General features: G+C 68.1%; 12 protein-coding genes and 1 pseudogene. 3 read left to right on the forward strand and 10 right to left on the reverse strand.

Features of this window, described 5'->3' with window-relative positions; all coding sequences use genetic code 11:
- From IMZ29_RS23120 to IMZ29_RS19345, 4 genes are all read right to left on the reverse strand, one after another.
- Nucleotides 1–2,036: methyl-accepting chemotaxis protein (locus IMZ29_RS23120; protein WP_305852521.1), on the reverse strand; the 2,036-nt coding region annotated here is incomplete at its 3' end.
- 141 nt (nucleotides 2,037–2,177) lie between these two features.
- Nucleotides 2,178–3,896, reverse strand: a complete 1,719-nt coding sequence (locus IMZ29_RS19335) for an MBL fold metallo-hydrolase (RefSeq protein WP_216187180.1) — start codon at nucleotides 3,894–3,896, stop codon at nucleotides 2,178–2,180.
- Nucleotides 3,893–4,687, reverse strand: coding sequence for an enoyl-CoA hydratase (locus tag IMZ29_RS19340; protein ID WP_216187182.1), 795 nt, complete (start codon nucleotides 4,685–4,687; stop codon nucleotides 3,893–3,895). The genes IMZ29_RS19335 and IMZ29_RS19340 overlap by 4 nt, the downstream gene beginning before the upstream one ends.
- A gap of 19 nt (nucleotides 4,688–4,706) precedes the next feature.
- Nucleotides 4,707–5,480: an SDR family NAD(P)-dependent oxidoreductase gene (locus tag IMZ29_RS19345; protein WP_216187184.1), complete on the reverse strand. Its 774-nt coding sequence runs from the start codon at nucleotides 5,478–5,480 to the stop codon at nucleotides 4,707–4,709.
- 71 nt (nucleotides 5,481–5,551) lie between these two features.
- On the opposite strand from IMZ29_RS19345, the gene gmk reads away from it, so the two are divergent.
- Genes gmk through IMZ29_RS19360 form a run of 3 tightly spaced genes read left to right on the forward strand, consistent with a single transcriptional unit; the run spans nucleotide 5,552 to nucleotide 8,701 of the window.
- Nucleotides 5,552–6,205 (forward strand): guanylate kinase, encoded by a 654-nt coding sequence (gmk, locus tag IMZ29_RS19350; protein WP_216187186.1) that lies wholly within the window; start codon nucleotides 5,552–5,554, stop codon nucleotides 6,203–6,205.
- A 56-nt stretch (nucleotides 6,206–6,261) separates the two neighbouring features.
- A complete protein-coding gene (gene rpoZ, locus IMZ29_RS19355; protein ID WP_216187188.1) occupies nucleotides 6,262–6,465 on the forward strand; it encodes a DNA-directed RNA polymerase subunit omega in 204 nt (67 codons plus the stop codon).
- 13 nt (nucleotides 6,466–6,478) lie between these two features.
- Entirely contained in the window at nucleotides 6,479–8,701 is a 2,223-nt protein-coding gene (locus IMZ29_RS19360; protein WP_216187190.1) for a RelA/SpoT family protein, read from the forward strand.
- A gap of 57 nt (nucleotides 8,702–8,758) precedes the next feature.
- Here IMZ29_RS19360 and greB read toward each other — a convergent pair whose 3' ends face one another.
- From greB to IMZ29_RS19390, 6 genes and pseudogenes are all read right to left on the reverse strand, one after another.
- On the reverse strand, nucleotides 8,759–9,325 hold the full coding sequence (greB, locus tag IMZ29_RS19365) for a transcription elongation factor GreB (protein ID WP_216187192.1): 567 nt from the start codon (nucleotides 9,323–9,325) through the stop codon (nucleotides 8,759–8,761).
- Complete coding sequence (locus IMZ29_RS19370) at nucleotides 9,322–10,155, reverse strand: 3',5'-nucleoside bisphosphate phosphatase (protein ID WP_216187194.1); 834 nt, start codon at nucleotides 10,153–10,155, stop codon at nucleotides 9,322–9,324. The genes greB and IMZ29_RS19370 overlap by 4 nt, the downstream gene beginning before the upstream one ends.
- A gap of 125 nt (nucleotides 10,156–10,280) precedes the next feature.
- Nucleotides 10,281–11,152 (reverse strand): annotated as a pseudogene (locus IMZ29_RS19375) (LD-carboxypeptidase).
- A 236-nt stretch (nucleotides 11,153–11,388) separates the two neighbouring features.
- Complete coding sequence (locus tag IMZ29_RS19380; protein WP_216187196.1) at nucleotides 11,389–11,727, reverse strand: metal-sensitive transcriptional regulator; 339 nt, start codon at nucleotides 11,725–11,727, stop codon at nucleotides 11,389–11,391.
- The gene (locus IMZ29_RS19385; protein ID WP_216187198.1) at nucleotides 11,714–11,929 is read right to left on the reverse strand and encodes a heavy-metal-associated domain-containing protein; all 216 of its coding nucleotides are present in this window, start codon (nucleotides 11,927–11,929) and stop codon (nucleotides 11,714–11,716) included. The genes IMZ29_RS19380 and IMZ29_RS19385 overlap by 14 nt, the downstream gene beginning before the upstream one ends.
- Nucleotides 11,926–14,142, reverse strand: a complete 2,217-nt coding sequence (locus IMZ29_RS19390) for a heavy metal translocating P-type ATPase (protein ID WP_216187200.1) — start codon at nucleotides 14,140–14,142, stop codon at nucleotides 11,926–11,928. The genes IMZ29_RS19385 and IMZ29_RS19390 overlap by 4 nt, the downstream gene beginning before the upstream one ends.
- Nucleotides 14,143–14,165: the final 23 nt, after the last annotated feature.

The raw sequence follows: 14,165 nt of genomic DNA on the forward strand, positions 1-14,165 counted from the left end.
CGCGGCCACGCATGCCCAGCGCGGGTGCGGCGGCGGGCGTAGATGGCTTGCCGGACGGCAGTGCGGGTGCGGCGCTGCCGGGTTCTCGGTCGGCGCCGCGCTGCCCAGGCGAGCTGGGCGGCCTGGCCCGGCAGGCTCGCCGCGCCCGCCCGCATGTCGATGACGTCGTCCGCACCCAGGCGGAAGATCGCCACGGCTTCGCTCAGGCGGCTGGCCTGGGCTTCCAGCGAGGCTGAGGCCGCGGCAGCCTGTTCCACCAGCGCGGCGTTCTGCTGCGTGGAGCTGTCCATCTGGCCGATGGCCTGATTGACCTGCGCGATGCCGTGCGCCTGTTCTTCGGACGCCGATGCGATCTCGCGCATGATGTGGGTGGCGCGCTCCACGGCGCTCACGATGCCCTGCATCGTGCGCGCAGCCTCCTGGACTTCGCCCGTGCCCGTGGACACGCGCTTGACGGACGCATCGATGAGACCCTTGATGTCCTTGGCAGCGCCGGCACTGCGCTGCGCGAGCGCCCGCACTTCGCTGGCGACCACGGCGAAGCCCTTGCCCTGCTCGCCGGCGCGTGCGGCTTCGACCGCCGCGTTCAGCGCGAGGATGTTGGTCTGGAAGGCGATGCTCTCGATCACCCCGATGATGTCGGCGATCTCGCGCGAGCTCGCGGAGATCCCGTCCATGGTCGTCACCAGACGTTGCACCGTCTGGCCACCGTCCGTGGCCACGGTCGAGGCGTCCTGCGCCAGGCCGCTCGCCTGATTGGCGTTGTCGGCGTTGTTCTTCACGGTGGCAGCAAGCTGCTCCATGCTGGCAGCCGTCTGCTCGAGCGCGGCGGCCTGCTGCTCCGAACGCGACGACAGATCCGAATTGCCCAGCGCGATCTCCCGCACGCCTGCGTTGATCTCATCCACGCCTTGACGCACAGATTGCACCGTGCGGGCGAGAAAGCCCTGCATCGTGGCCATGGCCTGCAGCACCTGGCCGAACTCGTCCTGGCGGCGGGTATCGATCTGACCGCTCAGGTCGCCCTGGGCAATGCGGTTGGCCACGCTCACAGTCTCCGCCAGCGGGCGATTGATCCGGCGGGCGAGGAACCATGCCATCAGCAGCCCCGCCAGCAGCGCGATCGCCGCGGCAGTGAGAATGATCGGCGCGGCAAGCTCGCTCGCCGCGTGCATGTCCTTCTCGCCGGTGGCCGACAGCGCAGCAGCGGCGTTCGCCAACTGGCCGGCGATCGTGTCCATCTGCTCACCGATCTCGCGCTCTTGCGCGACCGACGGCAGATAGTCGCTGACCAGGCCGCGGAAGTACGTCATTTCCTCGACGATGTCAGCCACCATCTTCGCCTCGGCGGGTGGCATCTGCATGCCGATGGCGTCCGTGCGGCGCGCAGTGCGCTCCAGATCCGCTTGCACCTGGGTTTGGGTCACACTGGTGTCACCTGCGGCGAGCGCGCGCATCTCGTACATCGAGTAGGCAAGCGCGCGCTCGAGTTCGCTCGCCATGACGGCGAACTGCGTGAGCCCTTCACCATACTCGATAGACCCTTGCGCGACGGCGGTCGCCAGGCGATCCGAGAACTCGCCATAAGCCTTGCGCAAATCGCCCGCACTCGCCGTGAACAGTTGCAGCGTCCGCGTCTGCTGGGTGCGCTCGAGGACGAGGTCGCCCCGACGGTTACGGTACGTGGCCGCCCAGGCGTCGATGCGATTGAGCTCTTCGAGTGCCTCCTCGCTCCACGTGAGACCGCGCGCCTCCTGAACGGCACGCTGCAGCTCGACCAGGGCGGCTTCGCCCGCGCGAACGTGCGCCTCGTTCCCCGAAATGCGATACAGCAGGTTCTCGCGCGACGCCACGCTCGCCGACGACTGGATGTCCATGGCCAGATCGAGCTTGCGGCTTTCGGCGAGGATGTTCGCGGAGGTGTAAAGGCCTGCGGCGCCGACCAGGGCTGTCATCAACAGCAGGAAGGCGAAACCGAGATAGAGACGGGTTGAGATACGCATGCCGCGCGGGCCGCGGGCTTTCGAGGAACGCATGAAACTCTCTTGGGTGGGAGATGTTGGCAGGCTGCCGATGATCGATCGGCGCCGCGCTCCCAGACCCGTGGCCGGGCCGGGGCAACACGGTGCCCCGATACTACCCGTCACATCCAGATACCAAGAGGCAGAACAAGGCGCCTATCCGCCCTCTGTTCCCGCGTTTGTCGCATGCCAGACGCCGTCCTGCAGACTCACCTTTTCATCCTTCTCGAGCTTGTCAAGATGCGCCTGCAAGGAACGCGCTGCGACCTTTTTGAGAGGCCCTGAGATATGCGCATACACGCGGGGGAGCAGTGCCTCGGTGGTGGCGGGCCCGTCGGTCTGCAGGGCACGCAGGATCACCGCTTCGCGGCGCAGGCGGTGCGCGATGAGTTCGCGGACCACACCCTGTGGATCATCCATGAGAAAGCCGTGAGCGGGCGCGATGTGGCCGATGTCCTCAGCCAGCAGCCGCTCCAGCGAGGCGAGATACGTCCGCATGTCGCCATCCGGCGGATTGATGACCACCGTCGAGCCTTGCATGATGTGATCGCCCGAGAAGAGCAGGCGCGTCGCCGGATGCAGATAGCACAGGTGATTGCTCGCATGACCCGGCGTGTGCAACACCTGCAGCGTGCCCGCGCGCGTCGGGATGCTGTCCCCGTCCTCGGGGCAGTATTCGGGCGCGAACGTCTGGTCCTGGACACCAGGCGGTGCTGGCAGGCCGATGACGCTTGCGCCGGTCTGGGCCTTGAGCAGCGCGGCCGCGGGCGAATGATCCGAATGCGTGTGCGTGACGAGGATCTGGGTGATCGGCCCCGGCGCGTGGGCGAGGATGGCGCGCACGTGCTCCGGATCCGCCGGACCGGGATCGATCACCGTGACGCCCTCGGCATCGCCCAGGAGGTAGGTATTGGTACCTGGCCCCGTCATGTAGCTCGGGTTGGCCGCGGTGAGTCGCCAGACGCCCTCGGCCAGACGCACGGCCGTCCCGGGCACGATCTGGCACAAGGCCTGGCCATGCCCATGCGGATCGATGAAGCCGAGCTCGGCGTAACAGGCATCGCGCGGTCCGACGACGTGCCGGCCCTTGGGCCCCGTGCCAACGCGCGGCATGCGGGCAGCAATGCCGCTCACCCCGCGCGCGTGCGCCATGAGGTCGGCCACGGTGGCGAAACCGCTCAGGGCCTGCAGGGTTTCGCGCGTGGCATAGACGAGCGAGAAACTGCCCTGGGCATGGCGCTCGAGCGCGTCGGCCGGCCGGATCCAGACGCTGTCGACGGTCTCGGCCTCGTCATGCGAGGCGAGCTGGCCGAGCGGCGCGGGCGCCACGAAAAAGCGTGTGTCGTAGCGACGGTTCATCCCCACCGGAGTGATCCAGTGCGCGAAGTACACCATGCGGTCCAGGGTGAGCCGCAGCGACTCGGCTGCGCATAGTTCCGCGAATGTGGTTCGCCCCGCGTTCAGGGCGCGGCGCAGCTCGGCGAATCGGGCGGCCACCTCAGGTTGGGCAAAGTCCAGCGCGTCGCCGTCACGCCGCTGCGCGAGCAGCAGACCGGCTTCCTCGAAACATTCGCGCACAGCGCCGACCCAATAACCCAGCCCCCCAGCGGGCAGACCCAACGCGGCGCTCGCGGTGGCATCGTTGAGTTCGCCCGCGAAGGCGGCAATGCCGGGCTCGCTGTCGGCGGCATCCACGCCGCCACCCGGGAAGACGTTCGCGCCCGGCACGAAATCCGCCTTGCCGGTGCGCTGGAGCATGAACACCTCCAGCCCCTCTTCGCCATCGCGCGCGAGGATGAGCAACGCCGCCGGACGCGGCACGACGGGGCTCGGCAATTCGGCGCCGGCAACAGGGATCACTGGCGTGGGCGTCATGCTGCGTCTCCGCTTTGAGCCCTGCCCCGCGAGCGGACCTGCGTTTCCCAATCCCGCACACCAGGCGCATCGAACCGTCTCGCCGCGTCGCCGCGCGCACGTTCGTAGGCACGTGCCTCGCCCATCGGCATGGCATACCCCTCGTCGATCAGACGCTTCATGCTGCGCAGCATGGCGGGATCGGCCTCCAGCATGTCCAGCGCGAGACGCCGGGCCTGCGCGAGCAGCTCGGCGCCCGGCACGACGCGGTTGACCAAGCCCCAGGCATCGGCCTGCGCGGCCGAGAGAAAGTTGCCGGAGAACGACAGTTCCTTGGCGCGCCAGATGCCCACTGTGCGCGAGAGCTTCTGCGACAACCCCCAGCCCGGCATGATGCCCACCCGCGCATGCGTGTCGGCAAAGCGGGCCTCCTCGGCGGCGAGCAGCACGTCACAGGCGAGCGCGAGTTCGAAGCCACCCGTGACGGCTACCCCATTGATGGCACCGATGACGGGTCCCGGAAACGCTTCGATCGCAGCCACGGGATTGGCCGCTACCGAACTGTCGGCCGGCTGCGTCTGCGCCAGCTCCTTCAGGTCCAGGCCGGCGCAGAAGCCGCGCCCGGCCCCGGTGAGGATCACGACGCGCACAGCAGGGTCCTCGGCCAGTGCCGTGAACGTGTCGGCAAGCTCAGCACGCAAGGCCCGCGAGAGCGCGTTGAGCGCCGCAGGGCGATTCAGGGTGACCACGGCGTAGCCCGCCGGGTCGCGCTCGACGCGCACCAGCGCGTCGGCGGAGGAATGTTCGGACATGGGCGTTCTGCCAGAGGAATCAGAAAAGCGAGTAACCGCCGTCGATCACGAAGGTGTCGCCGGTGTGATAGCGCGAGGCGTCGCTCATCAGGTAGACCGCGATGCCGCCGAAGTCGTCGCCCGTGCCCCAGCGACGCATGGGAATGCGCGGCATGACGGCGTCGTGAAAGCGCGTGTCGTTCGTCTTTCGCGCCGTCATGTCCGTGGCAATCCAGCCCGGCAACACCGAATGGGCGCGGATGCCGTGGCGCGCATGCTCCACCGCCAGCGAGCGCACCATCGAGATGACGGCGCCCTTGGTCGCTGCATAGTGCTCAGCGCGTGGCGCGCCCTCGATCGCCGCCAGCGAGGCGGTGCCGACCAGGACGCCGCCTTCGCCGCGCTCGACCATGTGGCGCGCCGCCTCGCGAAAGGTAAAGAAGACCCCGTCCAGATTCACGCGCATGACGCGACGCCATTCCTCGGCGGGCATGTCGCGAAAGGCGACCGCGCCGCGACCGCTCACCCCGGCGTTGGCAAAGCAGCCATCCACGCGCCCGAAGGTATCGACCGTGCGGGCGAAGGCGTCCACGACTTGGGCCTCCTCGCCCACGTCGCAGGTCAGTGCGAGCACACGGCGCCCGGCCGCCTTCACGATCTCGGCGGCCGCCGCGTTCTTCTCGGCGTTCGTGCCCCAGAGCGCGATGTCGGCGCCCGCGGCGGCCAGCGCCTGGACGAAGCCCAGCCCGATGCCACCGTTGCCGCCCGTCACCAGCGCCACCTTGCCGGTCAGATCGAAGGGTTGGTATGTCATGTGTCTCGTACGCCTCCCGGTGATTTTCTTGGTTTCAGTACGGATCATACCCGCCGCGCTAAAATACCTCGATGACCTCCCATGCACATGCGCCGCTTGCCGGCAATGTCTTCGTCGTCGCCGCGCCCAGCGGCGGCGGCAAATCCAGCCTCGTCGCGAGCCTCCTTGCCAGCGACCCCGCCATTCAGTTGTCCGTGTCCTGCACCACGCGCGAGCCGCGTCCGGGCGAACAGGATGGCCGCGAGTACCGATTCGTCAGCCGTGAAGCCTTCGAGCAGATGCGCGAGCAAGGCGAGCTGCTCGAGTGGGCCAAGGTGCACGGCAATTACTACGGCACGCCGCGCCGCTGGATCCTCGATGCCGCCGCGCGCGGCGTGGACGTGATCCTCGAGATCGACTGGCAGGGCGCACGCCAGGTGCGCCAGCAGTTCCCGGCCGCCGTGGGGATCTTCATCGTGCCCCCGTCCATCGACGTGCTTGAGCAGCGTCTCAACAGCCGGGGGCAGGATTCGCCCCAGGTGATCGCACGTCGACTCCTGGCCGCGGGCAGCGAGATCGCACACGCGCCCGAGTTCGAATATGTTATTATTAATCAAGACTTTAGCGTAGCGCTTGAAGAAATGCGCACGGTCGTGCGTGCAAGTCGTCTTCGCTACGCCAACCAATCCGCACGGCATACCGAGCTTTTCACGCAGCTCGGCATCCAGGCGAGCGATAATTCTTGATGCGCGTGGCGCCCTGAGGCGCCCGCGCTGCATTGCGTTTTCACAAGGAACCCCTCATGGCCCGCATCACCGTCGAAGACTGCCTGGATCGCATCCCCAACCGCTTCAAGCTCACCCTGGCTGCCACCTATCGCGCTCGTGAACTGGCCCAAGGCCACATGGCCCGCGTCGACAGCAAGGACAAGCCGACCGTCACCGCCTTGCGCGAAGTGGCCGCTGGCGTGACCGGTGTGGAAATGCTGCGCAAGGTTCCCACCTGATCGGACAGACCGCATGGCGCCGCGCAATGACACCGCCGAGCCCGTCGCCGCCCCTGCTGGTGCGGCAGGGCTGGCTGCGGCCGCGGCCTCGCACGTGACCGTGACCCTCGCGCCGCTGACCGAGCAGCTCGCGACGTATCTTGCCCCTGCGGATGTCCAGCGGGTGCGCGAGGCCTACAAGTTCTCGGATGCTGCTCACCTGGGGCAGTTTCGCACCAGCGGCGAGCCCTACATCACGCACCCCATTGCCGTCACCGAGATCTGCGCGGGCTGGAAGCTCGACACGGATGCGCTGATGGCCGCCCTCCTCCATGACGTCATGGAGGACCAGGGGGTGCCCAAGCAGGAACTCGCCGAACGCTTCGGCGGCGAAGTCGCCGAGCTCGTCGACGGCCTGTCCAAGCTCGATCGCCTGGATTTCGCCACCAAGACGCAGCAACAGGCGGAAAGCTTTCGCAAGATGCTGCTGGCCATGGCGCGCGACGTGCGCGTCATCCTCATCAAGCTCGCGGACCGGCTGCACAACATGCGCACGCTGGATGCGGTCGCGCCTGAGAAGCGCCGCCGCGTCGCTCGCGAAACGCTCGACATCTATTCTCCGATCGCCCATCGTCTCGGCCTGAATGTGTTGTATCGCGAGTTTCAGGACCGATGCTTCGAGGCGATGTATCCGAACCGCTACCGCACACTGCAAAAGGCGGTGCTCTCTGCGCGCGGCAATCGTCGGGAAGTGGTGGGCCGCATCACCGAGGCGGTACGCGCTGCGCTGCCGGCAGCGGGCATCGACGCCGACGTGTACGGCCGCGAGAAGACGCTCTTCGGCATCTACACCAAGATGGTCGAACAGAAGAAATCCTTCTCCGAAGTCCTGGACATCTACGGCTTTCGGGTCGTGGTGCACAGCCAGCCCGAGTGCTATCTCACGCTTGGCACGCTGCACCAGCTCTACCGGCCGGTGCCGGGCAAGTTCAAGGACTACATCGCCATTCCCAAGATCAATGGCTATCAGTCCCTGCATACCACGCTAGTGGGCCCCTACGGCACGCCCGTCGAGTTCCAGGTCCGCACGCGTGACATGCACCACGTCGCCGAGAGCGGCGTGGCCTCGCACTGGCTCTACAAGAGCTCGGACGTCTCGCTCAACGATCTGCAGAAGCGCACCCACCAGTGGCTGCAGTCGCTATTGGACATCCAGCGCCAGACGGGCGATTCGGGCGAGTTCCTGGAACACGTTAAGGTCGACCTCTTCCCGGACGCGGTCTACGTGTTCACGCCGCGCGGGCAGATCATCTCGCTGCCACGCGGGGCCACGCCAATCGACTTCGCCTACTTCATCCACACGGACATCGGCAACCAGGCCGTGGCCGCGAAGGTGAACAACGAGTTCGTGCCGCTGCGTACGGAATTGAAGAGCGGCGACACGGTGGACATCGTCACCTCGCCCGCTTCCCGTCCGAATGCGCAATGGCTGAATTTCGTGCGCTCCGGCCGGGCGCGCTCAGAGATTCGCCACTATCTGCGCACGGTGAAGTACGCCGAATCGGTGGCCTTCGGCGAACGCCTGCTGCGCCAGGAGCTGACCGTCCTCGGGCTGGAGCTGCCCGAGTCGACGGACATCGCCTGGAACAAGCTCGCACGTGCCACGGGCGCCAATTCGCGCGAGGAGATCCTCGCCGATATCGGCCTGGGCAAGCGCCTGGCCGCCGTGGTAGCGCGACGCTTCTCGCCCGGCGCAGACGTGGTGGCCACCACCGCCGCGGCCGTGGATGAGTTCGTGGCCGCGCGCAGCGCGCCCATCCTGATCCAGGGCAACGAAGGCCAATCGGTGCAACTCGCGCCGTGCTGCTCGCCCATCCCGGGCGACACCCTGATGGCCTTCATCCGCCTGGGCCAGGGCCTGGTGGTGCACACCACGGATTGCCCGGTGGCGCGCCGCATGCGGGCACGCGAGCCGGAACGCTGGGTGAACGTGGGGTGGGACGAGAATCCCGCCACCCACTTCAATGCCCGGGTCGACGTCATCGCCCGCAACGAGCGCGGCGTGCTCGGCCGGATCGCCGCCGAAGTCACGGCAGCGGATTCCAACATCACCCACGTCACGATGCAGGACGACGCCGCCTCCAGCGTCACGCTGCACTTCACGCTCCAGGTGGATGGCCGCGAGCATCTCGCACGTGTCTTCCGCTTCCTGCGCCGGATTCCTCAGGTGCAACGAATCGTGCGGATCAAGGGATGAAACGACAAGACCGGCGCTACGCGCCGGCCTTTTTTCTTGATGGCGTGTCTTGGGCGCCTACTGCGGATCCGCTTCCGTGTACTCGACGTCCAGGATCTCGAGCGTCTGCACGCCACCGGGCGTGCGCAAACTCACGCTGTCGCCAATGCGCGCCTTGGTCAGCGCGCGCGCCACGGGCGAGATCCAGCTGATGCGGCCCTTGAGCGGCTCGGCCTCGTCCACCCCGACGATCTTCACGCGGATCTCTTCGCCGTCGTTATCCAGGTAGCTCACCGTGGCGCCGAAGAAGACCTGATCACGATTCTGTTGCGCTGCGGGATCCACCACTTCGGCAATGTCCAGCCGTTTGGTGAGAAAGCGCATGCGCCGATCGATCTCGCGCAGGCGACGCTTGCCGTACAGATAGTCGCCGTTCTCGGAGCGGTCACCGTTGGACGCTGCCCAGGACACCACCTGCACCACGGCGGGGCGCTCCACCGTCATCAGGTGAACGAGCTCTTCGCGAAGCCGGGCATAGCCGCCTGGCGTCAGGTAATTGCGCGTGCCCTTGGGCAGCGCAAGCTCGGCCGGGACGGCATCATCATCGTCGTCCTGGTCGGTTTCCTTGGTGAAGGCCTTGCTCACAGCCACCGCTCCCACACCGGGGTGAGCCCTGCAGGCAGGGGGGGCAGCCCGCCCAGATCGACGCGGCCCTCGCCCGGCGCATGGAAATCCGAGCCGCGAGACGCCAGAAAGCCATACTGTCGGGCCACCTGGGCATACTCAGCGTACTGGTCGGGCGAATGGCTCCCCGTGACGACCTCGATGCCCTCGCCGCCCAGATCGCGGAACGTCTCGTACAACGCGTGAAACGCGTTGGGCGTGTAGTCATACCGGCCCGGGTGCGCGATCACCGCCTGGCCACCCGCCGCACGGATCCAGCCGACGGCGTCTTCGAGGTTGGACCATTGCATGGGCACGAACGCGGGCTGGCCCGGGCCCAGAAAGCGTTCGAACACCTCCTGAATGTTGGCGCAATAGCCCCCATCCACCAGAAAGCGCGCGAAGTGCGTGCGGCTCACGAGATTGCGATTCCCCGCGAGCGCCAGGGCGCCTTCGTAGGCGCCGTCGATGCCCTGCCCCGCCAGGCGGCGTCCCATCTCGGCCGCGCGGCCCAGCCTGCCACTGCGGGTCTGGGCGAGCCCGGCCAGCAGGCCCGGGTGATCGATGTCCACCTGCAAGCCGACGATGTGCACCGTCTTGTTGGCCCAGGTCACGGACACCTCCACGCCTGGCACCAGCGTCATGCCCAGGCCTTGGGCGGCGCGAGTGGCCTCGGCCACGCCGCCCACCTCATCGTGATCGGTGAGCGCAAGCACATCCACCCCTTGCGCGTGAGCGCGCGCCACCACGTCAGCGGGCGCGAGTTCGCCGTCCGACACGGTAGAGTGGCAATGCAGGTCGATGTTCTTCACGGCGGCCTCCCGTGCACGCAGGAAACAAAGGCCAAGACGTCCGTTCAGGGCGTCTCGGCCGGATAGCCTGAAGATACCATGTTGCGCTGCACCCTGCCGGCCGGCGCCTGCAGGGCGACGCAGGCTCAGTGCTCGTGTTCCTGCAGCACGAGATAGGCCATGCCGTCTTCGGTGGCCAAGCCGGCCTTGGCACCGATGGGCAGCGTCACCTTGCCCTGGACATGGCCGAACGGCAACCCCGTGACGACGGGCACGCCGGTCTCGCGGCGGATCCATGCGATCACGTCCGGCAAGTCATAGCCGTCGTCCAGCGGCGCGGTGCGGTACTCGGTGAAGCGTCCGAGCACGATGGCCTTCTGCCGCGCCAGCACGCCCGCATGCAGCAGTTGCAGCAGCATGCGCTCGACGCGGTAGGGCGTCTCGGCCACGTCCTCGAGGAACAGGATGCCGCCCCGGATGCGCGGCAGGTAGGGCGTACCCACGAGCGAGGCCACGATGGCCAGATTGCCGCCCCAGAGCACGCCACGTGTGTCCACCGGGTCGGCATCGGCCGATTCGAAGCTCAGGATCTCGAGCTCGTCGCGCATGACTTCGCCAAAGACTTCCGCCGTCAGCAGATCGACCTTCTTCACGCCGAAGTCGGCGCGCGCCATCGGGCCGGCATAGCTCACGGCACCGGTCTTGGCGAGCAGCCCCAGCTGGAACGCCGTGAAATCGCTGTGCCCGACGAAGCGCTTGCCGCTGTCGGCCATCGCCTGCCAGTCGATGCGATGCAAAAGTCGGGACATTCCGTAGCCGCCCCGAGTGGCCATCACGATGTCGTGGGATTGCTTGATGGCACGCGTGAAAGCAGCGAGCCGCTGCTCGTCGGTGCCGGCAAAGCGCTGCTCGCGTGCCAGCGCGGTGCGATCCAGGCGCGTGGTGTAGCCCAGGGCCTGCAGGTGCGCCTGAGCGCGCTCGAGCGACTCCGGGTCCGGCACGACGCCCGCGGCGACATCAGGTAGATGCCGGGCTTGCGGCGACGGGCGTTGCCACGCGTGGCAGCGCCGTGGTCATGCGCATGATCGTGATCGTGGGCGTGATCGTGCGCATGCGGCGCGGCGACGGCATGATCGTGCGCCTGCCGGTCCGCCCCGCTCGGTACGACAGCGGGTTGACGGACGGCGGGCTTGCGGCGGGGTGTGGCGGCGGTCTTGGGCATGATGCGCGCCAGTGTAGCCGGGTGGCCCGAGGTCAGTCGAACGCCTTGCCATCGAGCTGGCGCAAGACGGCCAGCAACTCGTCGATCGCGACCTCACCATCGCCGTCACGCGCGGCGCGGGCCACGCACCCGCGCGCATGCGATTCGAGCAACTGCTTGGCCACGCCATTCAACGCCGACTTCGCAGCGGCCAGCTGCGTGAGCACGTCCACGCAGTAGCGATCCTCCTCGATCATGCGCGCGACGCCGCGCACCTGACCCTCGACACGGCCAAGCCGGGCGAGCAGCCGCGCCTTGTCGGGCTGCACCACGCGGCGAGCGGGGTCGTGCGCCACGTGGCAAACTTCGCCTGCGATCTCAGGCGACGTCATAGCCCGCATCCTCGATGGCCGAGACGACGGTGGCGCGGTCGGTGCCACCCGCCCCGTCAAGCCGCACCTCGGTGCGGCCCGTGGCCTGCGTCACGCTCACCTCACGAACGCCCGGCAGCGCGCCGATCACGCGGGTCAGCGTGGTCACGCAGCCGCCGCAGGTCACGCCCTGCACGTCCAAGGTCAATGTCTGTTCGCTCATGCTGCTCTCCGGATTGGGCTGCGCCAGCGGCGCAACCAGAGTGAATTGCCGACCACCGAGACCGAACTCAGGGCCATGGCAGCGCCCGCCACCACCGGATTGAGCAGGCCGAAGGCCGCCAGCGGGATGCCGAGCGCGTTGTAGAAAAAGGCGAAGAAAAGGTTTTGGCGGATCTTGGCGAGCGTGGCGCGCGACAGTGCGATCGCGTCGGCCACGGCCCGCACGTCGTTGCGCATCAGCGTGACGCCGCCTGCCTCCAGCGCGACGTCGCTACCCGCGCCCATGGCAAAGCCCACGTCCGCCAGCGCCAACGCAGGCGCATCGTTCACGCCATCGCCCACCATGGCGACGACGCGCCCTTGGGCGTGCTGCTCGGCCACGAAGTCGGACTTGTGCTGCGGCCGCATCTGCGCGCGGTATTGGGTGATGCCCACCGTGCGCGCCACCGCCGCCGCCGTGTGCGGGTTGTCGCCCGTCAGCATGACGACCTCGATGCCGAGCCCATTGAGGGCAGCCACAGCGTCCGCCGCGCCCTCGCGCACGGCGTCGGCGATGGCGATGAAGCCCATCAGCTGCGCGCCGCGCACGACGGCAATCAGCGTGTCGCCATGCGCGTGCTCGGCAACCAGCGTCTGTGCGGCATCCATCTCGGGGGTGTCCTGCAAGGCCCAGCGAGGCGCCCCGACGCGCACGCGCACGCCGTCGACCTCACCTTCGACACCAACCCCTTCGACCACACGGAAATCCTCGGCTGGCGGACGCTCCAGGCCGGCGGCATCCGCCGCCACCAGCACCGCCTGGGCCAGCGGATGCTCACTGCCCGCCTCCAGCGCCGCCGCCAGGCGCAGCAGCTCGCCCTGGCTTCGACCGCCTACCGGGGTGACCCGCACCACGCGCGGCGCGCCTTCGGTCAGGGTCCCGGTCTTGTCCAGCACCACGACGTCGACTTTGCCGGCACGCTCGAGCGCCGCAGCACTGCGAAACACGATGCCTTGCGCGGCCCCGCGCCCAATGCCCACCATGATCGCCGTGGGCGTGGCCAGACCGAGCGCGCAGGGGCAGGCGATGACCAGCACGGCCACGGCGTGCACGAGCGCAGCCACGCCGTCGCCGGTGACCCACCAGGTCACCACGAACGTGACCGCGGCGATGGCGAGCACGACGGGCACGAAGACGGCGGAGACCCGATCGGCCAGACGCTGACTCGGGGCGCGCGAGCCCTGCGCCTCAGCCACGAGACGGACGATGCGGGCGAGTTGCGTGTGCGCACCCACACCCGTGGCGCGGATCGTCACGGCGCCGCTGCGGCTGCGCGTGCCGGCGAAGACGTGGGCCCCCACCCGCTTGTCCACCGGCACGGACTCGCCTGTCAGCAGACTCTCGTCGACGAAGGCTGCGCCAGCGATCACGTCACCGTCGACCGCCACGGTTTCGCCGTGGCGCACGACGACGATGTCTCCGGGCTGCAGATCCCCGACCGGCACCTCGCGCAACTGGCCCTCCACCTCGACACGCGCCATGCGCGGTGCGAGGTCGAGCAGGTGGGCGATGGCACTGGAGGCCTTGCCCTTGGCGCGCTGCTCCATCCACTTGCCCAGCAGGACCAGGGTGATGATCGCCGCGCTCGCCTCGAAGTACACATGGGCATCGTGCAGCCCCAGCGCGGTCACCACCGCGCTGTAGCCGTAGGCCATGGTGGTGCCCAGCGCCACCAGCACGTCCATGTTCGCAGCCCCCCCGCGCACGCTGTGCCAAGCGCTGCGATAGAAGCGCGCCCCCACCCAGAACTGGACCGGCGTGGCAAGCAGCCACTGCCAGCCACGTGGAATGACACCATGCGCGCCCCAGCCCAGCATCGCCGCCATTTCCACCAGCAGCGGCAATGTGAAGAGCGCTGCGATCAGGAACCGGCGCAGGTCCGCCTGAGCAGCATGGTCCTGTCCCGCGCGCTGCGCCGTGGGCTCCACGATGACCGTCGCGCCATAGCCCGCCTTCGTGACCGCATCGATGAGCGCCTGCGGTGTCGTGCCACCATGGGTCACCTGCGCCGTCTCGGTCGCGAAATTCACCTGGGCCTCGACGCCGGGCAAGCGATTCAGCACCTTCTCGATGCGGTTCGCGCAGGCAGCGCAGGTCATGCCGCTCAAGGCGAGGCGGGTGGCGCCTGCAACAGGGGGCGTAGGGGACGAAGCGGGGCGATCGACGGCGGCCATCGCGAGTTCTCAAGGAAGCCAGA

It is taken from the genome of Verticiella alkaliphila (assembly GCF_018904615.1).
GTDB classification, from domain to species: domain Bacteria; phylum Pseudomonadota; class Gammaproteobacteria; order Burkholderiales; family Burkholderiaceae_B; genus Verticiella; species Verticiella alkaliphila.

What these genes read in the sequence shown, in the direction of transcription:
- IMZ29_RS19335 (WP_216187180.1), bottom strand. Translation starts at nt 3,896, where the DNA reads ATGACGCCCACGCCAGTGATCCCTGTTGCCGGCGCCGAATTGCCGAGC.
- IMZ29_RS19340 (WP_216187182.1), bottom strand. Translation starts at nt 4,687, where the DNA reads ATGTCCGAACATTCCTCCGCCGACGCGCTGGTGCGCGTCGAGCGCGAC.
- IMZ29_RS19345 (WP_216187184.1), bottom strand. Translation starts at nt 5,480, where the DNA reads ATGACATACCAACCCTTCGATCTGACCGGCAAGGTGGCGCTGGTGACG.
- gmk (WP_216187186.1), top strand. Translation starts at nt 5,552, where the DNA reads ATGACCTCCCATGCACATGCGCCGCTTGCCGGCAATGTCTTCGTCGTC.
- rpoZ (WP_216187188.1), top strand. Translation starts at nt 6,262, where the DNA reads ATGGCCCGCATCACCGTCGAAGACTGCCTGGATCGCATCCCCAACCGC.
- IMZ29_RS19360 (WP_216187190.1), top strand. Translation starts at nt 6,479, where the DNA reads ATGGCGCCGCGCAATGACACCGCCGAGCCCGTCGCCGCCCCTGCTGGT.
- IMZ29_RS19380 (WP_216187196.1), bottom strand. Translation starts at nt 11,727, where the DNA reads ATGACGTCGCCTGAGATCGCAGGCGAAGTTTGCCACGTGGCGCACGAC.
- IMZ29_RS19385 (WP_216187198.1), bottom strand. Translation starts at nt 11,929, where the DNA reads ATGAGCGAACAGACATTGACCTTGGACGTGCAGGGCGTGACCTGCGGC.
- IMZ29_RS19390 (WP_216187200.1), bottom strand. Translation starts at nt 14,142, where the DNA reads ATGGCCGCCGTCGATCGCCCCGCTTCGTCCCCTACGCCCCCTGTTGCA.